Source organism: Halomonas sp. HAL1, assembly GCF_030544485.1.
Lineage (GTDB): Bacteria > Pseudomonadota > Gammaproteobacteria > Pseudomonadales > Halomonadaceae > Vreelandella > Vreelandella arctica.
The window spans coordinates 167472-191561 of record NZ_CP130610.1; the positions used below are offsets into that span (position 1 = coordinate 167472).

Below are 24090 nucleotides of genomic sequence, written 5' to 3' on the forward strand. Positions count from 1 at the left end.
TTCACAAAACTATGCGGGCGGCAGATGGCCGCGTTTAAGGTACATCATCACGCCATCATCACCAGCAGTTAATGCCGGTGCCGCGCCGCTGGGGTAGCGGCACCAGGTGCCCGCTGTGTAGCTCTGCTCGCTATCGCTTAGGCCGCCTTCAAGAATCAAAAACTCCAGGCCGCCCAGCAGTGTGGGGTAGGTAATGGAGGTGCCCGCCGACCACCGTTCCAGGCTGGTGCGCTCCTGCTTGTAGGTGTGCAGCATCTTGTAGGCAATGCGCGGGCGACGATCCGGCTGCCAGGGAAGCCGATGCGCAGGCACCGCCAGCTGGAGCGTGTCGTTGGGGTCAAACTGGTGAAGTTTGACAAAAATCAGTGCGCCTTCCTCGCCAATCTGTGGCGTGTGGCCGGTACCGATGGGGTTTCGTAAGTAGCTGCCCGCCGCGTAGCGCCCATGCTCATCGGCGAACACACCTTCCAACACCAGGATCTCTTCGCCGCCGCCGTGGGTATGCCGCTCAAACTGCGTATTAGGCGCGTAGCGGACAAGACTGGTGGCACGGGCGACTTCATCACCAATTCGGTCAAACATCATGCGCTCGACCCCAGCACTCGGGGAATCGACCCACTGATACTCTTCCGGGGTAACACAGGCAAAGTGGCTAAAATCGGCGTTTAGACGCATGGGAAAGGGCTCTTCGCAGTGAAGGTAAAGTAACGGGGAGGGGTGCTAGTCTCCTTATCGACAGCAAAAAATGCAACTTTCGGTGTGTTTTACACGCCATTTAGATATAAAAATGCCGCCCGAAGGCGGCAATGCTTAATGCTGCTTAAGAAAATTGACAAACAGTCTCACCCAGGGGGTTCGGTAAGTGCAGAGATTATCTGGTGGGCAGTCTCTATGCGGGCTTGATTGGGGTAGTTGCGGTTTGCCAGCATGACAATACCGATCTGCTCGCCAGGCACAAAAGCGACATAGCTGCCAAAACCGTTGGTTGAGCCGGTCTTGTTGTAGAGCGCCTTCTGCCTAGGGGCTAGCGGCGGGGCTAAGCGGTTGGCGGGATTGGGCTCCAAGATCATTTCAAGCGAGTTGCCCGCCAACAGCTGGTCAAGGGTCACCGGGTAGGCGTAGCTTTCCCACCCCAGTCCTTGGGTCATATTGCCGACCTCAAAGTACCCCGTGCGCGTAGTGGCCAAGGCTTGTCTTAGTGGCTCATTAAGCTCAGCACCACTCATATTGGCTTCCACAAACGTCAGTACGTCAGCGGCTGTTGATTTCAAACCGTAGGCTTGGGCATCCAGCATGCCGGGGTTCACCCTAATCGGCTCATCCTCTTTTGAGTAACCGTAGGCGTAGTGTGCCTGCTGTGCTTCTGGCACCTGAAAGTAACTGTGCTCAAACCCTAGCGGAGCGAACAGTGCCTCTTCCATCAGCGTCTCATACGATTTGCCAAGGCTTTGAGCGGTTAAGTAACCCAACAAGCCTATGCTTGGATTAGAGTAGAGCCGATGACTGCCAGGCGTGGATTCAGGTTGCCACTGGCGATAGAAGTCGATCATCTGCTCTTCGCTTTGAACCGACTCGGGGAACTGCAGGGGAAGCTCGCCAGCCGTGTAGGTGCCCAGTTCCAGCAGCGTGATCTCATCAAAGGCGCTCCCTTCAAGAGCCGTTAGGTGTTGGCTAGCCGGGTCTGAAAGCGAGAGGGCACCGCTAGCCTGGGCGTAGCCTGTTAACGCCGCAGTGAAGATCTTACTGATGGAGCCCAGCTCGAACAGCGTCTCTTCGGTGACGGAAACCTCAGTTTCTTGATTGGCGAGGCCATAATGAAAGTAGTGCTGCTGGCCGTTGATGCTCAGCGCGACCGCCATCCCCGGGATGCGGTGCTCATCCATCAGTGGGGCGATAGTCTCGTTCACCAGCGCTTCAACTGCGTCGCTATCCGCTCTTTCAAGCGCCCAGGCAGCGCTGCCGAACAGGAGTGAACTCGTCATGAGAAAGGAGGTTGTTATCGCTAATAACTTACGCATACCAAGATCCTGTGGTAATGGGTGCGGCAAGAAAGTTGGGAATATGGCCAGCCGCAAAGAGCGTGACAGAGATGATTGGTGATATGGCTGCTCACATCTAACACGACGTGAGCAGCGTTTATAACCCATCTGCTTAGTGATTATGCTCACTGTGGTCATGGTCATGGTCATGGTCATGGTCATGGTCATCGTGGTCGCGCTGATGATCGTCGTGTCCGGGCTCTGCCAACGCCTCATGCAGTACGCGGGCATTGTGGCGCATCATGCCCAGGTAAGTGCTGGCTTCGCCTTCTGCGGTCAATGCATCGGCATAGAGCGTACCGGCGATCGGCAGGCCGGTCTCTTCGGCGAGCTGGGTGATGATCGACTGATTGGTCATGTTCTCATGGAACAGCGCCTGCACGTTCTCCTGCGCAATCACATCTACTAGCGCGGCCATGCTGGCGCCACTGGGGTCGGCTTCGGTCGAAAGTCCCACCGGAGAGAGAAAGTTCACCCCGTAAGCGCTGGAAAAGTAGCCAAAAGAGTCATGCCCGGTAATCACGCTGGTGGAAGCCGGAATCTCATCAATCAGCGCACGAATCTCAGCGTCCGCCGTCGCCATTTCCTGTAAATACTGCTCTGCATTGGCGCGGTAGGCATCGGCGTTATCGGCATCGGCGGTGATTAAGCCATCGCGGATATTGGCGATATACACTTCGGCTTGTTGCATATCCTGCCAAGCGTGCGGGTCTTCATTACCATGGTCGTGATCGGCGTGATCTTCGTGATCATCATGGCCGTGCTCGTCATGGGCAGCAAATGAGAGCAGTTCAATACCATCGGTTGCGGTAACCAAAGCACCTGAATAGTCGCTGGCGCTAATCAAACGCTCCATCCAGCCCTCAAACAGCAGGCCGTTGAACACCACCAAATCCGCGTTCGCAAGAGAGCGGGCGTCGCCGGGGCTGGGGGAGTAAACGTGGGCGTCGCCATCGGCAGCTACCAGCGAGGTCACCTCGACATGCTCGCCACCTACGTTTTCCACCATATCCGCCAGAATCGAGAAACTGGTGACCACCTGAACGCGTTCATCAGCGATAGCGGCAGGCAGCGCCAGCAGGGCGGAAACACCCACTAACCAGCGCGACGGCCGATAGGATAAATAGGCAAGCGACATGCAACACTCCTTACGATAAGTATAAATAGGGGCGATTAAGCCCCTTGCTCCAAGGCCAATGGCGTTGTTTTACGCCGCAGCTTGGCTGCCAAACTGTGATAGCGACCAAACAGGGCCGAAAACAGATACCCCGCCCCGGCCAGCAGAATAATGCTCGGGCCAGAAGGAATATCCAGATGGAAAGAGAGCAGCAGGCCGCCAGTACTCGACACCATGGCCAGTACAATCGCAATGCCAATCAATCCCTCAAGCCGCTTACTCCAAAAACGCGCGGAGGTAGCGGGCAGCATCATCAAGCCCACCGCCATCAGCGTGCCCAGGGTTTGAAAGCCAGCGGTTAAGTTCAGCACCAGTAGCCCCAAAAACACACTGTGCACCCAGCCGCTACGGCGGCTTTGGCCGCGTAAAAACAGCGGGTCTAAACACTCCACCACTAATGCGCGAAACACGATGGCCAGCGTCACCACAATCAGCGTGCTGATACCCGCAATCAGCAGTAGCGCGGTGGAGTTGATTGCCAGAATCGAGCCAAACAGCACATGAGTAAGATCAACACTGCTGCCGCCAATCGAAATCAGCATGACACCGGCGGCCAGCGAAATGATAAAAAAGCTCGCCATGGCGGCATCTTCGCGCTGGCCGCCCATTTTTGAGACTGCCCCCGCCAGCAGCGCGACCATTAAGCCAAACAGCACTCCACCAATACTCATAATCGGTAGTGAGAATCCCGCCAGCAGAAACCCCAGTGCAACACCCGGCAGAATGGCGTGGGCCATGGCGTCGCCAATCAGGCTCATGCCGCGCAGCACCAAAAACACTCCCAGCGGCGGGGCGGCGAGCGAAAGCGCCAAACCACCTACCACCGCACGGCGCATAAAGCCGTAATCGAAGGGGCTGATCAGCCACGCATTAAGCAGATCCAGCATGACGACCTCCCAGAGTAAACGGCACCACTTGCGCGGGTGTATGGTGATCAGTAAGCGCACTCGGCGCGACCCAACGGCCATGGCCGCCGTTCAGCATCAACACTTCATCGGCCAAGCGTTGCAGGTGATCCATATCGTGGAGCACCACAATAATCGTCGCGCCGTCGTCCGCCATCTGGCGCAGGATGCGGATCAAAATATCCACGGTCTCGCTATCCACGTTGGCAAACGGCTCATCAAGCAGCAGCAGTTCGGCTTCCTGCATCAGTGTGCGACCGATCAGTGCGCGCTGGCGCTGGCCACCGGAAAGCTCACCCAAGGGGCGGTGGGCCAGGTGCGAGATCCCCAGCCGCGCCATGATCTCGCGACCCTTGCGATAGTGCGCTGCACAGTAGCCGGTTAGCGCGCCGTGGCTGGGCCAACTGCCGGTCATCACCAGCTCTTCCACGCTCATTGGGAAGGTCAGGTCTAACGCCAACTGCTGGGGCAGCCACGCCCGGCGCTCTTTTGGCACCGTACAGACCACTTCACCGTTAATCGGTCGAAGTTCACCCATAATTGCCTGAATCAGCGTGCTTTTACCGGCCCCGTTAGCGCCGATCAGCGCCGTAATCGCGCCCGGTTGAAAGTCGCCCTCAAGGTGTTCAAGCACCGTGCGGCGCGCCTGGGCCAAATGCAGATTATGCAACTGACAGCGTGATAAAGAGCGCTGACTCATCCTAGCCACCCACCAGCCCAAACCACCAAACACCAAAGCACCAACAATGGCACGGTGACAAACAACAGCCGTTTAACAGCCGATAACGACATCAAGGAGAAGTGACAAGGACCTTCCTTGTTATGGCGGTGCGTATGCTCACTCATCAAGCGGCCTCGTGTAATTTCAAATAGGTTATAACATAACATTTGGCAAAGCCAAAAAATTGCTGAATATTTTACGCGTTAATGCCGCGCTGACAACGAAAAAGCGCTAGCCGAAAACCGCCGACAGCGCTTTTTAGAGTCATACATAAGTGGGGGAGATTGGCGCAGGCAGTGGCGTCAAAAAACCTAGTAGCGCCAGGTAGCACCAAGCTGTTGCGGCCCCACATTAAGTGCATATTCACCAGGAATAGTCATCGGACCCAGCGATAGAGTAGCGGGCTGAAAGCGATTAATCGCAGAGGTCGCCTGATTCGGCTGTGTCCAAATTTGCAGCTCGTTGACCAGCATGCCCGTTGCGAAGTTGATGGCGCCATCGCTTTCACGACCATCGGCAGCAATCACCGCCCCTGCCACACCATTGACCACCAATGAGCCCACACGAGCGCCCCAGCCGCGCCGCTCGCGTTCCGCCTGGGCAAGCTGTAAGCCCAACGCCTGCACACCGCTTAGCTCGCCGCTGGCTTTCAACCGCTCATATTCGGCCAACGCCGCCGGGTGCGGCTGGCGGTCGGTCAGCATGCCGCCCAACGCCAGTGCTGATTTCACCGCACCCACCCGGGCATCAAAGCGGTCATCCGGATCGCTCGCCTCGCTGGATTGGTAAGCGTTCACCGCCAGACTGGGGGCGTAAATGCCCGTCCAACCCCACTGCCAAATATTGGCGTGGCGTGTGCCGACCTCAAACACATCATCGTACTCACTCCACTGCCCCTCGGTTTGAGCCTGGACTTGTGCGTGGGCCTGTAAAGAGACAGGTAGGGCAATCTCCAGCGTCGTAACCAGTGCGGAGACATGCATAAGGAAGAGCCTATTAACGGGATCAATAGCGCTAAGCGTAGCACGGCGTTCACGACTGGCTAGCGTGGAATAACGCGAAGCGAAGTATGATGAAATTTAATGGTGTTACAAGACGAATAATAATTAGATAAAGCAGTAGCTAGAAGCGCACTATGGATGATTTTTGTCCATGTTAGCAGCCAGCTAGACAGTTTATAAACAATCGAGTGTATCAGTCTCTGATCAGACAAAATGTCTGCTTAGAAATTTTTGCTCGGTCAGTTTCCTACTGAATCGATGTAGTGTCAGATTTCATATGTCCTAATAAAATTGAGCAAAAAAAGCATTGATAAATTTAAGTAAAAGTCATATAAATCATAAATTTATATGGTTTATTCTAAAGTCTGTAAAACTAAAGTTTAGGTTATTTTTTTTGACAGTATCCATAAAAGAGACTCTTATACACTGTGATATATCAGAGGAGATAATCAATGCGACATCTTATTGCTAAAGCAGCTTTAGTTACTGCAATTATTGGTATGGCGCCGCTTAGCGCTATGGCGCAATGGCCGGAAAGGCCCGTCACTATAGTTGTGCCATCTGGTGCTGGTGGGGGAACCGACCAAACAGGACGCATGCTTGCTGAACGGCTTCAGGATCATTTTGGCCAGCCATTCAACGTGGTTAATCAAGGCCAGGGTGGCGGTGTAGTGGGCATTTCGTCTATCAAAAATGCCGATCCTGATGGCTATACATTGGGCGTTATATTCAACTTCGCTCATTATTCTCCGATGGGGCAAGCCGAAGTTAATGTTGAAGATTTTACACCGATCGCTCAGTACAACTTCGATCCGGCAGGGTTCCAGGTGCGTAGTGACAGCGAATGGGAAGATATCAATCAAGCTCTGGATGCTATCAAAGCTGCACCTAGTGACTATGTCATTGCTTGCGGTGGTGGCTGTGGTGGTTCCTGGCCTATGGCTGTGGCCACAATGATGGATGAATACGGAGTTGATGTGTCGCAGGTTCGGTTTATTTCTGGTCAAGGTGCTGCGGCCGCATTGCAGGATCTTGCTGCAGGCGGCGTTGACGTTGTTCCTTCCTCCTTACCGGAAGCTGGGCCGCTTATAGATTCCGGGCGAATCAAAGCGCTTGCTGTAATGGGTAATGAGCGGCTAGAAGCCTTCCCTGACGTTCCGGCGCTGCAGGAATCCACTGATATGAAGCTTGAACTTGGGGCTTGGCGTGGGTTAATCGCACCAGCGGGTCTTCCGGGTGGGATTGTCGCGGAGCTTGAAAGCGCTATGAATGAGATAACTCACGACGAGGACTGGCGCCAGCAAATGCAGGATCGCGGTTTTGGTATTCAGTGGCGAGACTCAGAAGCTTTTAACGAGTTTATGTTGGACCAACAGGACTCTGTTCGCGCCATCATCCAAACCTTAGGATTTGCCAACGGCGACTCCTAAATATATGGGGAGCGCAAGCTCCCCGTTCAGAGTGACTTTTCTGCTAACGGAGTTTTTGTCTTGTGCTTCGATGATCGCCTCAACGGGCTTGTATTCATTCTTCTCGGAGGCGTGGTCGTTTTCCTCGCCCAGCAATTGCCGACGCTTACGTTTATCGACTATGGGCCGGGGTTTTTCCCGACGTTGATCGGTTGCGTGATGATTATCGCCGGTAGCGTTATAGCACTCAAATCCTTGCTGCAGCGTGGCTCTACTATCGCGTGGGCCGCGCTGCCCAGCGCCCAGTCTTGGTCACAGGCTTTGGGATCGATTGGTGTTGTGGTTGGCACTATCGCGTTTTTCATCGCGACGCTTAATTCTCTCGGTTTCTTAATTGCCATGCCTATCTCGCTCTTTGTAATGCTGGCTTTTTTTGATCGGCATATCGTGCGTGACATCGTAATTGCCTTTATCGGTAGCATTCTGATGCATAGTTTTTTCTACCAACTGATGTCCGTGCAACTGCCCTGGGGTCTACTGACACCGTTCGCAGGAGTTCTTACATGGTGATCGATGCTTTCATGATGCTGATGACGCCGACGACTCTCGGCGTTATGGTGGCTTGTGCAATCTATGGCCTTATGGTTGGTGCCATTCCTGGGTTCTCAGCGGCAATGGCGGTGGCATTGATGGTTCCCGTTAGTTATTTTCTGGATCCTGTACCAGCATTGGCTGGTGTAATGACGCTGTGCGCTATGGCTATTTTCTCAGGCGACATCCCCGGCGCTTTGTTACGTATTCCTGGCACGCCCGCATCCGCAGCCTACGTTGATGAGTCATATAAAATGACTCGTAATGGTCACGCCGGGCTAGCTTTAGGCACTGGACTTATTTGTTCTTCTATCGGCGGTATCTTCGGTAGCATCGCGCTAATCCTTGCGGCGCCCTCATTGGGCGATCTAGCTCTGCAGTTCAGTTCGATTGAGTACTTTTGGCTTGCGTGCCTCGGATTAACCGCTGCTATTGGTGTATCCCAAGGCTCTGCAGCCAAGGGAATAATATCTCTATGTATCGGCTTACTTATCGCTTTTGTTGGGCTTGATCCTGTATCGGGGCAGTCGCGCTTTACTTTCGATACCAGCTACCTTTCGGGGGGATTAGGCTTTATCCCGGTTTTGATTGGCCTGTTCGCAATGTCAGAAGTTTTTCGTTTTGCGCTAGCACCAAGCGATAGCGATAGGCCGCCGATCGGTAAGCTTGATGGGCTTTTTCGGGGTGTGTTCGGGGAAATTCGGCGGCTCTGGTTTCAGATTTTGCAGGGCTGCGGTATTGGCACACTGGTTGGTGCAATACCCGGCGCAGGTGCCGATATTGCTTCTTATATCGCCTATGCGGCAACCAAAAAACAATCACGCCACCCCGAACGTTTCGGTACCGGTATCGTTGATGGGGTGGCTTCTGCCAGTGCTGCCAATAATGCTTCTGTCGGTGGCGCTATGGTGCCAGCTACCGTTTTCGGTATTCCTGGGGACAGTCTAACTGCAGTCATCATTGGCGTGCTTTATATGAAAGGCCTTAATCCCGGCCCAACTGTCTTCCTAACCCAGGGAACACTAATCACGGCAGTCTTTCTTGCGTTTTTACTCGCCAATTTATTAATCGTGCCCTTTGGAATTATGGCCATCCGTTTGTTCCGTCATATTCTGGCAGTACCACGTAGTGTATTGATGCCCCTGATTGTGGCGGCCTGCATTATTGGCTCTTTTGCGGTGGAAAACACCGTATATGCGGTAGTTACCATGCTTATTGCTGGGCTACTTGGCTTCTACATGGAAGAAAATGGCTTTCCGTTGGCACCTGCAATTTTAGGAGTGGTGTTGGCTCCCATCATCGAAGAGAATTTTTTGAACACGCTGGTTAAATCTAATGGCGACTTAATGATTTTTTTGAGTCGCCCTCTCGCGATCGGGTTGGCTGTAGTGACGCTGGCGATATGGGTCGTTCCGCCGCTGATACAATTGATACATCATATAAAGGCGAGGAGACATGAAGCATGAGTAAGGTTATGCAGAAGCCGTCTTTGCTCGCTTCACACGCAGAGGTAGCTTACAACGCTATCGAGGAAATGATTGTCACTCTAGAGCTTGCGCCGGGGGAAAGCCTCACCGAGCAAGCTTTATGTGTACGGTTGGAAATGGGGAGGACGCCGGTACGTGAGGCTCTGCTTCGCTTAAAGCATGATTATCTACTGGCTGTACTGCCGCGGCAGGGCATTCTTATCAAGCCTATCGACACGACTACTGCACTAGAGGCCCTAGATGTGCGGCATCATGTCGAGGGGCTACTGATTGAGCGCGCGGCTCGTCTTGCTAGCGAGAGCCAACGGGCCGAGTTTTTGAATATGGCCAGCCAAGCAGAGCACTCTTTAGCAATACGGGACAATATTTTGTTTTCACAGATTGACAAGCGTTTCAATGAACGAGTCTGTGAAGCTGCTAATCATGACGTTGCTGCAAGAGCCGTCATGCCCTTACATGCTGTCTCTCGGCGCATTGGCTTCTTTTTGGCACAAGTTGCTAATTATGAACCAGCCACAACGGTGCAACCGCATATTGAAATTATGCAATCTATTGCGGTTAACGATAGCGAGGGGGCGCTGGCTGCACTTTCAAAACTACACCATCTAACGAGACAGCAAACCCTTGCGATAGAACGTGACGGGTTACTGCATCAATAACACTGTTTAATTTTTCGCTACTTATATCCTTTCTAAGAGAGTCTCCATGTCAGCCTCCCCTGTTATTTTGATTGGTTATTATTCTCCGCGTCAGCGTCAGCAGCTTGAAACTCGTTTTTCAACTCACTCAATTGATAACCTGGCTTTACTACATGATCTTCCAGAAGCGGTTCGCCGCACCTGTCGAAGCGTTGCCTATCATGGTCACTCCCCCTTTGGGCTCGCTGAGATGAACCAGCTTCCCTCACTAGAACTCATTGCCAATTTTGGTGTGGGTTACGACGATATTGACATCAATGCTGCAGTGGAACGTGGTATCAAGGTTACCAACACGCCAAATGTACTCAACGACGATGTGGCCGATCTGTCCGTAGGTATGCTGTTGGCTCTTAAGCGGCAGCTGTTAGCCGGAGATCGCTGGGTTCGAGAAGGTGAGTGGGCCCGCCGTGGCACCTTCCCACTCAATGCCAGCGCCAGTGGGTTACGAGTCGGCGTGCTTGGCATGGGACGTATCGGCCGTGAAATAGCCGATAGAATGGCTGCTTTTAAATCGAAGGTGCACTATCAATCCCGTAGCCCTAAGGATACACCCTCATCTTGGCAATATCATAAGACACCCCTAGAACTGGCGGCCGCTGTAGATGTGTTATTTGTAACTGTTGTTGGTGGAACAAAGACTCATCACTTAGTGTCTGCAGACGTGCTAAACGCCTTACCAGATAATGCTGTCATCATTAACGTTTCCCGAGGCTCTGTTATTGATGAGAAGGCGTTGATCGAACAGCTTGAGTCGGGACGATTGGGAGGCGCTGGACTAGACGTATTCGACAATGAGCCTAATGTGAACCCTAAACTATTAGCGCTCAATAATGTCATCCTTCAGCCTCACCAGGGCTCTGGCACTGTACAAACTCGTGAGGCAATGGGCGATTTACAGTTCGCCAATCTTGAGGCATTTAACGAAAAACGTGATTTGCTCACGCTGGTCAACTAACCATTTTGAGCTGAAAATAAAGTCGTGTCAGGATGCCTCATCACTATTGGTTTGTTTGATTGCTGCTTAGCACCTCAGCATCTAATAAAAAAGCCACCGCGTTTGGGTTAATGCCAGTCAGTTAATGCTGACTGGCATTTTTCTTGGTGGGGTATTTCTGTGGTCGGCGCAGGCAGTTTACGTAAAAACCTAGTAGCGCCAGGTAGCACCAAGCTGCTGTGGCCCCACGTTGAGCGCATATTCACCAGGAATAGTCATCGGACCCAGCGATAGAGTAGCGGGCTGGAAGCGATTAATCGCCGAAGACGCTTGATTGGGCTGCGACCAAATTTGCAGCTCGTTAACCAGCATACCCGTTGCAAAGTTAATAGCGCCGTCGCTTTCCCGGCCATCGGCGGCAATCACCGCACCCGCCACGCCATTGACCACTAACGAGCTCACCCGGGCGCCCCAGCCACGCCGCTCGCGTTCGGCTTGGGCGAGCTGCAAGCCCAGCGCCTGCACACCGCTTAAATCGCCGCTGGCTTTCAAACGCTCATACTCGGCCAATGCCGCCGGGTGTGGCTGGCGATCCGTCAGCATACCGGCCACGGCCAGGGCGGATTTCACCACGCCCACCCGGGCATCAAAGCGGTCATCCGGGTCACTTGCTTCGCTGGATTGGTACGCATTCACCGCCAAGCTTGTGCCGTAAATGCCTGTCCAGCCCCACTGCCAAACGTTGGCGTGGCTGGCGCCGTTCTCAAATACCTCATCGTATTCACTCCACTGCCCATCTGTTTGTGCCTGGGCTTGTAGAGAGGCAGGCATAACGACCACCAGGGTGGTCACCAACGCGGCGAGAAGACGAAAAGCATGCATGAAGAGGTGCCTATATAGGGGAGCAGTAGCGCTAAGCGTAGCACGCAAATCAAATCAAATCAGACGAGGGTGGATTCAGGGTTGGCGAAGTATGACTAAGGTCAATGGCGCTTAAGCATAAAGAATGATTAGATGAGGTATTGGTAAAACGGTGGAGGGGAGGCGGTGATTTACTATCACTACTGGGGTAAAGCGCAAGCTAAAGGGCAGAGTGTAGAGTGTCATCTATTGCCGTATCACAACTTAGATGTTGCTGCGGTGGGCTGGTTGCTGCTTTCGCCGGATAGACCGCTGACACAACGTCTGGCAGTGCAACTGAGTCTTGAACCTGGAGTGCTACGTCAGCTATTGGTTTTTTGGTTGGGATTGCACGATATCGGTAAGTTCTCCCGAACTTTTCAGGGGCTTTTTCAACCCGTCTCAAGCTTGGCATTAGTCCCTCCCGCTGCGCAATATGCCTATACCGAGCGCCATGATCGCTTGGGTGATGTGGTTTGGGAGGCTAAATGGCTAGACTGGTTTGAAGATGGCACGTTGCAGTGGTCAGTAAGCTTGACGCGCGCTGAGCGCAAAGCGCTTCGCGCAGCTTTTTCTGTTCTCTCACCACCCTTTTTTGGCCATCACGGTCAGCCAGTAAGCGCAGGCAATATCGACATAGAGAGGTTTTTCTGTCGTGATGAACACGCTGATGATGTAGAAGCAACGCGGCAGTTTATTGCCGATTGGGCCAACGTCGTTCCGCCAGAGTGGCCAATCGAGCAGCTGTTTTCAGAAGAATGGGTTTATGCCCTGCAGACGCTAAGCTGGTCAATCGCAGGCTGGGCAACTTTAAGTGACTGGCTGGGCTCGAACCAGGATCACTTTCCCTATTGTCAGAAGAGAATACCGCTCGCCGATTATTGGCAAATTGCGTTACACAATGCTGAGAAAGCATTGGAAGAAACAGGGTTTAACAAGTTTTCCGAACCGTTGCCTTACGCAGGTATGGCCGACTGGTTTGACAAGCAATCCATCACGCCAACGCCCTTGCAGCATGCCGCCGAGACAGTAGCTCTCACGGATGGGCCGCAGCTGTTTATCTTGGAAGATGTTACCGGTTCAGGAAAAACCGAAGCCGCCTGTATTCTGACTCAGCGCCTATTAGAAGCAGGACACGGCGATGGGCTCTATTTTGCACTGCCCACGATGGCAACCTCTAACGCCATGTACTCACGGCTGGGCAATTTGCATCGCCGCTTTTATACCGCTGAATCCTCTCCCTCTTTTGTCCTCGCCCACGGTGCACGGGATTTAAACGACGATTTTATCGCCGCCGTTGCCGCGCCTCAGCCTAGGGATCTGGATTACACCGTTAGCGAACTTTCGGCCACTAGCCGCTGTAACCAATGGTTAGCGGATTCACGTAAAAAAGCGCTGCTGGCGGAAGTGGGGGTAGGCACCATTGACCAAGCCTTGATGGCGATTTTGCCGTTTCGCCACCAATCTCTGCGCTTGTACGGACTAGCGCGTAAGGTATTGGTGATTGATGAGGTGCACGCCTACGACAATTACATGCAAACACTGCTCAGCCAACTGCTGGCCTACCATGCTCGCCAGGGCGGTAGCGCGATTCTGCTAACGGCCACGCTCCCCCGCGCCATGCGCAGTGCCTTAATGGCTGCTTGGCAATCAGGGCTTGGGCAGCCAGCAACGAAACCACAAAAAGATGATTTTCCATTACTGACCCATGTGAGCGAAGGGCAACCGTTAGAGCTGCCGCTAGGATCGCGCAAAGAGGTGTCCAGGAGTGTTGAAGTCGCCTGGCTAACCGAAGAGGAGCAGGCGATCGAAGCGGTGATAGAAGCAGTGGAGGCCGGTGAGTGTATCGCTTGGGTGCGCAATACAGTAGATGACGCTATTCGCGCATTCGAAGCCATTGCTGCTCGCCACCCAGAGCCTGAGCGCTGCCTACTGTTTCACAGCCGCTTTGCAATGGTCGATAGGCAGCGCATTGAGTCCCAGGTCATCGAGCGGTTAGGTAAAGACTCAACGCCTGAAGTGCGTAAGGGGCAAGTATTGGTCAGCACGCAGGTATTTCAGGAGTCACTGGATTGCGATGTAGATGTCATGGTCAGTGACATCGCCCCCATCGATCTACTTATCCAGCGGGCAGGACGCTTACAACGCCACCAGCGTGGAGCACGCTGCCTGCCGCGCCTGCTGGTACTAGCGCCGCCCTGGGCGGAAGATCCCGATGAGCATTGGCTCAAGTGCACGCTGCCAGGCACCCAGGCGGTTTATCGCGATACATCGTTAAGCTGGTTAACCCAGCGGGTGCTGCGTCGTTTGAAAGCAATCCGTATGCCCGAAGAGGCGAGAGATCTTATTGAAGGTGTTTACGGCCCTGTATCTGACGATATTCCTGATGCTCTGCAGGCAGCGCGCTACGAGCAAAAAGGAATGCAGAGAACGGCGGGCTCGATGGCAAACTTCAACGCACTCAACCTGGAAGAGGGCTATGTAAAAAGCGATCAGTGGCAGGAAGAGCAAGAGATAGGCACAAGGCTGATGGACGAACCCACGGTCAATGTCGAGCTGCTTTCACTAACCGATGATAACGAGCTGGCGCTATGGGCGGGCGAGAGCCGCCATGCTGATATGCTTAGCCAGGTGAAGCTACGCCAAAGCCAGGCCGCTAAGTTGGCATCGTTGCCAAGCCGCTATGAAGGCCAGTGGCTTACCCTTCAAGAGCGCTATAAAGCACTGAAGTACACTCAGGCTTGGCTGCCCGGTGATGACCTTGAGTGCGATTACGATACTCAGTGGGGCGTAAGGTTAGGCAGTAAGGAGCAAACGCCATGAGGCATTCAATGTTCGCTGGCTTGAAAGTTCATGGCTTCTTCATAGCTGTACAGGCACTGCTCGGGAAACTCCTGGGGTTCCCGGTCAGTTTCAATCGCAGCGGCACGACGAGCATCGTCGTAAGCTTCGCTCATCAGTTCAGGCAGCGATGCCTTCAAGCTGGGGTTGTCCTTCAGCAGGCGACTCACTTTGCTTTGAGCATCCTGAATCGTCAACCGCCAGCTACGCGAACGCCGCTCCGGTTGGTGATCCCATTTCAGCAGGTGCATCAGCAAGCGGGCCAGTTGGCTAATCAAGGCACGTCGCTCGCTTTTCCCCATGCTCTCAATCTCCTCGGCAAGGTGCTCAAGATCCAGCTTGTCCAGTTTTCCAGCCCGCAGCAGCCCCGCCTGTTCAAGCGCCCAGGCATAGGCATCCTGTTCGTAATGAATCGCCATTGTTCTGATCCTCCCCACCTTCTGACTAACCCTAATTTTTTTCAGTGTAAACGAAGCGCCGACACCAGACGACACTATCGAGGTGTACATGAATTTACTTAAAGACTCCTGGCTGCCCTTACTGTTGAAAGATGGAAAGGTAGAGAACCGCCCTCCCTCAGCAGTGGTCGATTCTGATGTAATTAACCTCGCCCTGCCGCGAGCAGACTTTCAAGGAGCTGCCTACCAGTTCCTGATCGGCCTGCTACAAACGGCGTTGCCGCCGAAAACCCATGACGACTGGCTTGATCGATTACTTGAAAGACCCAGCGTTGAAGAGTTGGACAAGGCGTTTGCGCCTTTCAGTAGTGCTTTTGAACTGGACGGCGACGGCCCTCGTTTTATGCAAGACCTTGACCCGCTGGAGGATGTGAAAAACGCCACTGTCAGTGGGTTATTAATTGATGCCCCCGGCGCTAACGGCATCAAAAACAATACTGACTTTTTCGTAAAGCGCGGCCGCGTTGAGGTGATGTGTGATGCCTGTGCGGCCATAGCGCTTTACACCATGCAGATCAATGCGCCTGCGGGCGGTGCCGGTATCCGTGTGGGCCTTCGTGGTGGTGGCCCGCTGACCACACTGGTCATGCCTGAGTTAGCCACAGCCAGCTTGTGGGAACGGCTGTGGCTAAACGTCATTACGCAGAAAGAAGCCATCCAGAAAGGGCAGCAGTGGTCGACGCCGCATCCAGAAGAACCTTCACTATTTTTCTGGATGGCTGATACGCGGGTAAGCGATAAAAAAGGCACCGAGGTGCTACCGGAAGACACCCACCCCCTACACGCTTACTGGTCAATGCCGCGTCGCTTCCGGCTGCTATTTGAAGAAGCAAATGAATGCCCCTGCGATATTTGCGGACGAAAAAACCAGAGGGTAGTGCGCGAATTACGCGCTAAAAAGCAGGGGGCAAACTACGACGGCCCATGGTTACACCCGCTAACACCCTACCGACGTGATCCCAAAAAGCCCAATGAGCTGCCTCTTTCCAGCAAAGGCCAGCCGGGTGGGCTTGGCTATCGGCACTGGTCAGGCTTTGTACTGAATAATGAAGAAAGCAGTGGTGCAATCGCGGCAGCGGTGCTGAAAAGCTACATCCACAAACAAAAGCTAGTGACACAAGAGCGAGCTCGTGGCGAAGACATTCAGGCGTTACTGAGAGAGGCGCGCCTATGGGTGTTTGGCTATGACATGGACAACATGAAGCCGCGGGGATGGTACAGCATCGAAATGCCTCTGGTGGACATTCCACAAGGTCAGCAGGAAAGGCTCCGCGCCTGGGTTCACCAACTGACCGAGCTATCACGCAATATCGCCTGGATGGTTCGCACTCAAGTTAAAAACGCTTGGTTTTCGCGGCCATCGGATGCCAAGGGTGATATGAGTGCCATTGATAACCAATTTTACGATGTAACCCAGCCTGGGTTTTTTAAAGCGTTGTTAGCCCTTCAGCAGGTTCTGCAACAAGACTCGCCACCTCCGCATATTCCTCCTGACATTGCTGAGCGTTGGTACTTCGCCCTTAAGCGTGAAGCCATGCGTGTATTCGAAGACCTAGCCCTAAGCGGTGCCCAGGAAAGTATGGACCTTAAACGCGCTACCGCTGCCCATCGGCAGCTGCAAAGCTTTCTTGGTGGTAAGAGCAAAGGTAGCAAAGTGGTGAGTGACTTTATCCAACAGGGTGATTTTGACCCCTCCGCGAAGGCCAAGCGTAATGCGGCCTCTGCTGCAACAACGACAGGAGACGCCTGATGAGTAATGTGGAGACGCCGGAAACAATCGAAAAAGAAGATATTTTGTCCGAGGCGGAGAAAAAAGCGCTCGTCGCTTTGAAGTTGGATGAAGCCGCCGCCCTGCGCCGCTGGTGGCAGCGTTTGACGTTAACCCCACAGGCTTTGAAAGCATTCACCCCCCAGCCGCCACTGCCCCGAGGTGTCCGAGCAGTACTGCGCCGCTGTGATAGCGCGGAAGCAGCGATGTTAACTCAAGGTTTTCGTGAGCTTTGGGCGATGCTACCGGAGACGACGAAACAAACGGATTATCGCGATGAAAAATTACAAGTTTGGTCATGTATTGCGTTAATCGCTGCGGAGCTGCGCGAAGAAAAGAAGAGCGCATCGTTAGCCGCGCGCCTTGGTCAGCAAAAAGAGCAAACCGGTAAACCGTTAATGAGTGAGCTTCGGTTTCAGCAGCTGCTTTCCTGCCGTACGCCTGAAGAGTTTATCCAGCGCTTACGCCGCGCGCTGGCGCTTGCAGATAAGAGGGATGTCAGTGTTGTACTGCTGGCGAGTGTTATCTCACTCTGGTGGCGTGAACATCGTGGACGTTTATCTGCCAAGCCTACCCAGCGGCTTGGATTTGTACTGGCAAATGACTATTTCGCAGCAACATCTCGCTATAGCCACCGCGGCGACTGATTTTACGACTGACTATCACCCTTTCTAGTTTCATATGGAAATCACTAACGGAGTTATCCATGAGCCACTTTATTCAACTGCACCTGCTGACCTCTTATCCGCCCGCCAACCTGAACCGTGATGACCTGGGCCGCCCCAAAACTGCCTTGATGGGGGGTGCTAAGCGTCTACGTGTCTCGTCACAAAGCCTTAAGCGTACTTGGCGTACCTCTGCGCTCTTTGAAGAAGCGCTGGCTGGGCATGTGGGCACGCGTACTAAGCGTCTGGGCAAAGAAGCTTACGATCAGTTAGTAGAAAAAGGCGTTGATCAAAAAATGGCGGGGACTTGCGCAGAAAAAATAGCGGGCGTGTTTGGCAAGCTGCGTAAAGTAGAAAAAGGCGAAGCTAAAGAGTTTGAGATCGAGCAGCTAGTGCACGTTGGCTTGGAAGAACGCCAAGCGATCAGCGAGCTGGTGGAAACACTGGTGGCAGAGAAGCGCGAGCCAAACGATGACGAATTAAAGCTCTTACGCCACAAACCTGCTGCCGCCGATGTAGCGCTGTTTGGCCGTATGCTGGCCGCCGTTCCTGAATATAACGTCGATGCCGCCTGCCAAGTGGCCCACGCCATCACCGTGCATGCCGCTGAAGTAGAAGATGATTACTTTACCGCTGTCGATGACTTAAACAGCGGTGATAAAGACCGCGGCGCGGCCCATATTGGTGAATCTGGCTTTGGGGCTGGGTTGTTCTACCTCTATATCTGCATTGACCGCCAGCAGTTGGTTGAGAACCTGCAAGGCAACCGTGAACTAGCCGACCAGGCGATTGCTGCGCTAGTGGAAGCTGCGGCTAAAACGTCACCCAAAGGCAAGCAAAACAGTTTTGGCTCCCGCGCCCATGCGAGCTACGTGCTGGCTGAAAAAGGCAACCAGCAGCCGCGCTCACTCTCCACCGCTTATCTGCGTCCTATCGTGGGGCAAGATCAAGCACTCGATGCTATTAAGCGTATTGAAGAGCAAGCTAACGCGTTTGATAGTGCCTATGACGCAGGTGCGGACAGTCGCTTTGTCACCAGTGCTGAGACCGGCTATGAAGAACCGCAGCTAAAGGGCAATGTTAGAAAAGGCAGCCTTAAAGAACTGATCGCTTTCTTAAAAACCGACCAATAAGGAGGCGGCATGACCGACTATCTTATTTTTCGGCTCTATGCGCCGCTTGCCAGTTGGGGGGAAGCTGCCGTTGGTGAAACGCGCCCCACGGCAACTTATCCTGGCAAAGGCGCCGTGCTTGGTTTGCTCGGCGCAGCGCTGGGAATTCGCCGAGACGATGATGCAGGCCAAATGCAACTGCGGGAAAGCATTGCCATGGGCGTAAAACAGTACACACCCGGTATGCTGATGCGCGACTACCACACAGTGCAGATGCCTGCCGCGCAGTCAAAAGTGAGCTATCACACCCGCAAAGAAGAGCTAAGCGCGCCGCGCGATGCGCTGAAAACGATCCTCTCTAGCCGGGACTATCGCTGTGATGGTCTATGGACAGTAGCTGTGTGGCTAACGCCAGCGTCAACCCTCACGCTTTCTGAGCTTGAGCAAGCGCTAAAAACACCCCATTACCCACTTTATCTAGGGCGAAAATCCTGCCCGCCCGCTGCGCCGCTTGCACCCCAGCGCCGGCAGTGCAACACGCTTAAAGAAGCGCTTGATATAGCGTTCCCTAAGCTAGCGGTCAATTGCCAAGAAGACAGAAAGGCTCTGCGTTTTCCCGATGAAGCGCTCTACGCCTGGGAGGGAGAAGCCAGTACGTTAGACGGCAATGATCAGGCAGCAGAGTACAACGATGTGTGGGATTTGCCGTTGAATCGTCGGCGCTGGCAGTTTGGCCCCCGGTTAGAGTTTCGCCGGGCCATAGCAGCAGAGGAGGCGCGCTAATGTATCTCTCACGTGTACGTGTTGACCTGAACGGGCTGTCTCGCGACAAGCTGTTTGATGTGATGAACGCTGAAGCCTATACGGCTCACCAGCTTTTATGGCAGCTATTCCCTGACTACGAAGGGCCACGGCCCTTTGTCTTTAGGCAAGAGCTGGAAGAAGCCGAAGAGAGTAGAGGCCCCAAAGGACTACCGCTATTTTATGTTCTTTCAGATCGTGAACCTGTATCAGTGGCAGGCTTACTGACTGCAGAGAGCAAACCCTACGCGCCAGAACTCAAGGTGGGCGAGAGACTGGCATTTCGCCTACGCGCTAACCCCACAATGGCGATTTCCGTGCCTGGACAACGTGGCCAGCGTGCCGATGTGTTAATGGCAGCTAAAAAGCCATTCCCGCCGGGGCAGCGCACCAGCCAGGCCTGTGTTGATGCGATGAATGGCAAAGCCCGTGAGTGGCTCGAAAACCGCGCTGAAACATGGGGCTTTAGCTTGCCGGTTACGCCAGAGTTGGGTGCCTACCGCCAGCATGTGCTGAATAAAGGGAGCGGCAAGCCGGTTCAGTTCTCAACGGTGGATTACGAAGGCCTGCTGGAAGTTACCAATCCAGGAAAACTAGTCGAAACAATGGCCCACGGCATTGGGCGGGCCAAAGCATTTGGTGGTGGTTTGCTACTACTGCGCCGACCTTAGGAGACCAACATGGGCTTTATTCCGCTAAAGCCCATTCCCGAAAAAGACCGAATGTCGATGATTTTTATCGGGATGGGGCAGATAGATGTACGCGACGGTGCTTTTGTCGTCATAGATGAGGTGAATGGCGAGCGCATGCATATCCCGGTGGGTTCGGTGGCTTGCCTGTTGCTTGAACCGGGTACGCGGGTTTCACATGCCGCAATAAAGCTGGCGGCTACGGTAGGCACATTACTGATTTGGGTAGGGGATGCTGGCGTACGGCTCTATAGCGCTGGCCAACCGGGTGGTGCGCGGTCAGATAAATTGCTCTATCAGGCGCAGCTGGCGTTGGATGAAAAGCTGCGCCTTAAAGTAGTGCGAAAGATGTTTGAACTGCGCTTTGGTGAAGAGCCTCCTTCGCGTTGCAGCATCGAGCAACTGCGTGGTATGGAAGGCGCAAGGGTGCGCAAAACATATCAACTGTTAGCTAAACAGTATGGCGTTAAATGGAACGGACGCCGTTACGATCCCAAACAGTGGGAGGCTTCTGATGTTGCAAATCAGTGCTTGTCTGCTGCCACGGCTTGTCTCTATGGCATAACCGAAGCGGCTATTTTGGCGGCAGGCTACGCCCCCGCGATTGGCTATCTGCACACCGGCAAACCGTTGAGCTTTGTGTACGATATTGCCGACATCGTGAAGTTTGAAACGGTAGTGCCTGCGGCCTTTCGAGTGGCGGCGCGCAATCCGCCCATGCCGGAAAGAGAAGTGCGTATCTCTTGCCGCGATGCGTTCAAGCAATCCCGCATACTCCAGCGCTTAATCCCCATGATCGAAGATGTGCTTGCCGCTGGTGATATTCAGCCGCCGCCACCAGCACCTGATGCAGTACCGCCTGCGATTCCCGAACCCCCTTCGGTTGGCGATGCCGGGCATAGGAGCGGATAAATGGCAATGCTCGTGGTAATTACAGAAGCTGTACCACCGCGCCTACGCGGCAGGTTAGCAGTGTGGCTCTTGGAAATTAGAGCCGGTGTTTACGTTGGCGACGTTAGCAGGCGCATTCGCGAAATGATCTGGGAGCAGGTGGAAGCCCTGGCAGAAGATGGCAACGTGGCCATGGCCTGGGCCAGCAACCATGAATCCGGCTTTGAATTTCAAACCTATGGTGAAAACCGCCGAGAACCCGTCGACCATGACGGGTTACGTTTGGTGCGCTTTTCGCCACCACAAGTTAACTAGCTGATTTTATTTGATCTTTAATAATTTAAAGTGGTTAAAAAGTAAGCAAAATAGCTGGTAGAATTTTTATCTGCTATTTTCTTCTTGTAGATCAAATATCTACAACAAGTCCGATCCCCGCACGAGCGGGGATGAACCGACCAGCTTTTTTACACGCATCACGCCAAGCAGCCGATCCCCGCACGAGCGGGGATGAACCGGCCCTTATCGACGCTAGTTACACACTGCGCGCCCGATCCCCGCACGAGCGGGGATGAACCGTTTTCAGTAGTTTTACACAAATGATCAAGATGCCGATCCCCGCACGAGCGGGGATGAACCGGCATGTTAGGGCTTGGCGCCGGTGGCCAACAACCGATCCCCGCACGAGCGGGGATGAACCGCGTGCTGTTGCCCTACCAGCAGCGTTGGGTAACCGATCCCCGCACGAGCGGGGATGAACCGCCTACCAAGCGGCTGCCAGCCAGATCGAAGAGCCGATCCCCGCACGAGCGGGGATGAACCGTTAATAAGATCCACATAACGCGGATGACCATCCCGATCCCCGCACGAGCGGGGATGAACCGCTTCATCTAATCTTATTAAAAACTGTGATGATCCGATCCCCGCACGAGCGGGGATGAACCGGCGGCGCACTTCACGCCACACCGTGACCGACGCCGATCCCCGCACGAGCGGGGATGAACCGCCCTGCCAAAAGCCAATGAAAAACGCTTTGATCCGATCCCCGCACGAGCGGGGATGAACCGACCATTCATTATATCGCGTGAAATATCTTTTGCCGATCCCCGCACGAGCGGGGATGAACCGCACTGGTGACCCTGATAAGGCTGCTGAGGCGACCGATCCCCGCACGAGCGGGGATGAACCGTCGGGCAATTGTTAGCTTTCCTTATTTGCATTTGCACGCCGATCCCCGCACGAGCGGGGATGAACCGCTGATAGACGCAGCAACACAGCGTACAGGGTCCCGATCCCCGCACGAGCGGGGATGAACCGCAACATGCCTAAAACGGGAGACTATAACGTAACCGATCCCCGCACGAGCGGGGATGAACCGCAATTGGTATGCCTGCGCGTGATGCCATTCGTCCGATCCCCGCACGAGCGGGGATGAACCGTTGAAATGCCTGCTAATCCAGCGGGCCGTAAACCGATCCCCGCACGAGCGGGGATGAACCGCAATTTATGATTGAACAGGGTTTAGCGTTGGCCCGATCCCCGCACGAGCGGGGATGAACCGACATACCGACATCGGAAGAATGGCTGGACAGACCGATCCCCGCACGAGCGGGGATGAACCGCTAATATCGCGATCATTAGCTTTAATCCAACCCCGATCCCCGCACGAGCGGGGATGAACCGCATCCATGCTTGGTCATTACATGAGTCATCACCCGATCCCCGCACGAGCGGGGATGAACCGCCGCGCGTTCCTTCTGCCCCGGCGGGTAGTTCGCCGATCCCCGCACGAGCGGGGATGAACCGACCTCGACAACCTCGGCGCACTCTTCAACGTCCCGATCCCCGCACGAGCGGGGATGAACCGATGTCACGCTCACCATGAGCGAATGGGCCACCCCGATCCCCGCACGAGCGGGGATGAACCGCGCGTCAAGCTGCGGGGAACGATTCAGCGTTACCGATCCCCGCACGAGCGGGGATGAACCGCAACAGAACCTAATGAAGCGCTGCCCTAGCGTCCGATCCCCGCACGAGCGGGGATGAACCGATTTAGCAACGCGGTTACTTTGGATAGCAGCGCCGATCCCCGCACGAGCGGGGATGAACCGGCATCGCTTCAACTGCTCAGGCGGCCGCACTCCCGATCCCCGCACGAGCGGGGATGAACCGCGGCCTTGCTCGGCGGCGGCCACCAGCATGTTCCGATCCCCGCACGAGCGGGGATGAACCGACTGGGAAGCGGCGACCAGCCCGCACCCTTGCCCGATCCCCGCACGAGCGGGGATGAACCGCCTACGATGTCATTGGCCTAAACGCCGAGGAACCGATCCCCGCACGAGCGGGGATGAACCGGTCGAAGAGATCCAGCTACGCAAGCCAAACGCCCGATCCCCGCACGAGCGGGGATGAACCGTCATGCGGTTGGGGATACCTGCCGCCTCAGCGCCGATCCCCGCACGAGCGGGGATGAACCGTCAGTCCGGTAGTGTGTAGCGGTAAACTCCTCCCGATCCCCGCACGAGCGGGGATGAACCGTTACCGTTACAACGGTACGTTCTAGGGTTTCACCGATCCCCGCACGAGCGGGGATGAACCGATGATGGGGTGAAAGAGGCGCTAAAGCGTCTTCCGATCCCCGCACGAGCGGGGATGAACCGTTCTCGCGCATTAGCTCGGCTTGCATTTCGATCCGATCCCCGCACGAGCGGGGATGAACCGGCGCAAGCGTTGACGTAATGGTTGAGGCAGTGCCGATCCCCGCACGAGCGGGGATGAACCGGTGATGAAAGAAGTTATTGATGCAAATAGGCCCCGATCCCCGCACGAGCGGGGATGAACCGCCATGCGCAACATTATTGAAGGCTATCACGACCCGATCCCCGCACGAGCGGGGATGAACCGATGACCCCAGCCGAGCGTGCCGAGTTGGAAAGCCGATCCCCGCACGAGCGGGGATGAACCGTATGCTGGCGAGGACAAATGCGCACCACCACCCCGATCCCC

At 54.5% G+C, this 24090-nt stretch carries 21 protein-coding genes and 1 CRISPR repeat array (1 of these 22 cut by a window edge); of the genes, 13 read left to right on the top strand and 8 right to left on the bottom strand.

Going from position 1 to position 24090, the window contains the following annotated elements; genetic code table 11:
* Positions 1–9 precede the first annotated feature (9 nt).
* From Q3Y66_RS00805 to Q3Y66_RS00830, 6 genes are all read right to left on the bottom strand, one after another.
* Complete coding sequence (locus tag Q3Y66_RS00805) at positions 10–675, bottom strand: cupin domain-containing protein (protein ID WP_008958387.1); 666 nt, start codon at positions 673–675, stop codon at positions 10–12.
* Positions 676–842: 167 nt separating this feature from the next.
* Positions 843–2018: a class C beta-lactamase gene (gene ampC / locus Q3Y66_RS00810; protein WP_008958388.1), complete on the bottom strand. Its 1176-nt coding sequence runs from the start codon at positions 2016–2018 to the stop codon at positions 843–845.
* Positions 2019–2151: 133 nt separating this feature from the next.
* Complete coding sequence (locus Q3Y66_RS00815) at positions 2152–3177, bottom strand: metal ABC transporter solute-binding protein, Zn/Mn family (RefSeq protein WP_008958389.1); 1026 nt, start codon at positions 3175–3177, stop codon at positions 2152–2154.
* 35 nt (positions 3178–3212) lie between these two features.
* On the bottom strand, positions 3213–4103 hold the full coding sequence (locus Q3Y66_RS00820; protein ID WP_008958390.1) for a metal ABC transporter permease: 891 nt from the start codon (positions 4101–4103) through the stop codon (positions 3213–3215).
* Positions 4087–4821 carry a metal ABC transporter ATP-binding protein gene (locus tag Q3Y66_RS00825; protein WP_008958391.1) on the bottom strand — a complete coding sequence of 245 codons (735 nt, stop codon included), beginning with the start codon at positions 4819–4821 and terminating at the stop codon, positions 4087–4089. The genes Q3Y66_RS00820 and Q3Y66_RS00825 overlap by 17 nt, the downstream gene beginning before the upstream one ends.
* Positions 4822–5153: 332 nt before the next feature.
* A complete protein-coding gene (locus tag Q3Y66_RS00830; RefSeq protein ID WP_008958392.1) occupies positions 5154–5825 on the bottom strand; it encodes a hypothetical protein in 672 nt (223 codons plus the stop codon).
* A 470-nt stretch (positions 5826–6295) separates the two neighbouring features.
* On the opposite strand from Q3Y66_RS00830, the gene Q3Y66_RS00835 reads away from it, so the two are divergent.
* The 5 genes from Q3Y66_RS00835 to Q3Y66_RS00855 are packed head-to-tail and all read left to right on the top strand — an operon-like array spanning position 6296 to position 10983.
* On the top strand, positions 6296–7273 hold the full coding sequence (locus Q3Y66_RS00835) for a tripartite tricarboxylate transporter substrate binding protein (protein WP_008958393.1): 978 nt from the start codon (positions 6296–6298) through the stop codon (positions 7271–7273).
* A gap of 60 nt (positions 7274–7333) precedes the next feature.
* Positions 7334–7822 carry a tripartite tricarboxylate transporter TctB family protein gene (locus tag Q3Y66_RS00840; RefSeq protein ID WP_008958394.1) on the top strand — a complete coding sequence of 163 codons (489 nt, stop codon included), beginning with the start codon at positions 7334–7336 and terminating at the stop codon, positions 7820–7822.
* Positions 7816–9309 (top strand): tripartite tricarboxylate transporter permease, encoded by a 1494-nt coding sequence (locus tag Q3Y66_RS00845; protein WP_008958395.1) that lies wholly within the window; start codon positions 7816–7818, stop codon positions 9307–9309. Before Q3Y66_RS00840 ends, Q3Y66_RS00845 begins: the two co-directional genes overlap by 7 nt.
* A complete protein-coding gene (locus tag Q3Y66_RS00850) occupies positions 9306–9989 on the top strand; it encodes a GntR family transcriptional regulator (protein ID WP_008958396.1) in 684 nt (227 codons plus the stop codon). The genes Q3Y66_RS00845 and Q3Y66_RS00850 overlap by 4 nt, the downstream gene beginning before the upstream one ends.
* Positions 9990–10035: 46 nt before the next feature.
* Entirely contained in the window at positions 10036–10983 is a 948-nt protein-coding gene (locus Q3Y66_RS00855) for a 2-hydroxyacid dehydrogenase (protein WP_008958397.1), read from the top strand.
* A gap of 189 nt (positions 10984–11172) precedes the next feature.
* On the opposite strand, the gene Q3Y66_RS00860 is transcribed toward Q3Y66_RS00855, so the two are convergent.
* On the bottom strand, positions 11173–11844 hold the full coding sequence (locus Q3Y66_RS00860; RefSeq protein ID WP_008958398.1) for a hypothetical protein: 672 nt from the start codon (positions 11842–11844) through the stop codon (positions 11173–11175).
* 165 nt (positions 11845–12009) lie between these two features.
* Here Q3Y66_RS00860 and Q3Y66_RS00865 point away from each other — a divergent pair, with 165 nt between their 5' ends.
* On the top strand, positions 12010–14685 hold the full coding sequence (locus Q3Y66_RS00865; RefSeq protein ID WP_008958399.1) for a CRISPR-associated helicase/endonuclease Cas3: 2676 nt from the start codon (positions 12010–12012) through the stop codon (positions 14683–14685).
* A 5-nt stretch (positions 14686–14690) separates the two neighbouring features.
* Here the strand turns inward: Q3Y66_RS00865 and Q3Y66_RS00870 are convergent, their stop codons facing one another.
* Entirely contained in the window at positions 14691–15122 is a 432-nt protein-coding gene (locus tag Q3Y66_RS00870) for a DUF29 domain-containing protein (RefSeq protein ID WP_008958400.1), read from the bottom strand.
* Positions 15123–15210: 88 nt separating this feature from the next.
* Between Q3Y66_RS00870 and casA the strand changes: the two genes are divergently transcribed.
* From casA to cas2e, 7 genes are read left to right on the top strand one after another with little or no spacing between them, the layout of a single operon-like run.
* Positions 15211–16911 carry a type I-E CRISPR-associated protein Cse1/CasA gene (gene casA, locus Q3Y66_RS00875; protein ID WP_008958401.1) on the top strand — a complete coding sequence of 567 codons (1701 nt, stop codon included), beginning with the start codon at positions 15211–15213 and terminating at the stop codon, positions 16909–16911.
* Positions 16911–17576 (top strand): type I-E CRISPR-associated protein Cse2/CasB, encoded by a 666-nt coding sequence (casB, locus tag Q3Y66_RS00880; RefSeq protein WP_008958402.1) that lies wholly within the window; start codon positions 16911–16913, stop codon positions 17574–17576. Before casA ends, casB begins: the two co-directional genes overlap by 1 nt.
* Before the next feature lie 59 nt (positions 17577–17635).
* Positions 17636–18727, top strand: a complete 1092-nt coding sequence (gene cas7e, locus Q3Y66_RS00885) for a type I-E CRISPR-associated protein Cas7/Cse4/CasC (protein ID WP_008958403.1) — start codon at positions 17636–17638, stop codon at positions 18725–18727.
* A gap of 9 nt (positions 18728–18736) precedes the next feature.
* The gene (cas5e, locus tag Q3Y66_RS00890) at positions 18737–19489 is read left to right on the top strand and encodes a type I-E CRISPR-associated protein Cas5/CasD (protein WP_008958404.1); all 753 of its coding nucleotides are present in this window, start codon (positions 18737–18739) and stop codon (positions 19487–19489) included.
* A complete protein-coding gene (gene cas6e / locus Q3Y66_RS00895; RefSeq protein ID WP_008958405.1) occupies positions 19489–20178 on the top strand; it encodes a type I-E CRISPR-associated protein Cas6/Cse3/CasE in 690 nt (229 codons plus the stop codon). The genes cas5e and cas6e overlap by 1 nt, the downstream gene beginning before the upstream one ends.
* A gap of 9 nt (positions 20179–20187) precedes the next feature.
* A complete protein-coding gene (gene cas1e, locus Q3Y66_RS00900) occupies positions 20188–21108 on the top strand; it encodes a type I-E CRISPR-associated endonuclease Cas1e (RefSeq protein ID WP_008958406.1) in 921 nt (306 codons plus the stop codon).
* Positions 21109–21402 (top strand): type I-E CRISPR-associated endoribonuclease Cas2e, encoded by a 294-nt coding sequence (cas2e, locus tag Q3Y66_RS00905; RefSeq protein WP_008958407.1) that lies wholly within the window; start codon positions 21109–21111, stop codon positions 21400–21402.
* A 110-nt stretch (positions 21403–21512) separates the two neighbouring features.
* A CRISPR array of direct repeats spans positions 21513–24090; the repeat unit is 29 nt; unit sequence CCGATCCCCGCACGAGCGGGGATGAACCG (it continues 1790 nt past the right edge of the window).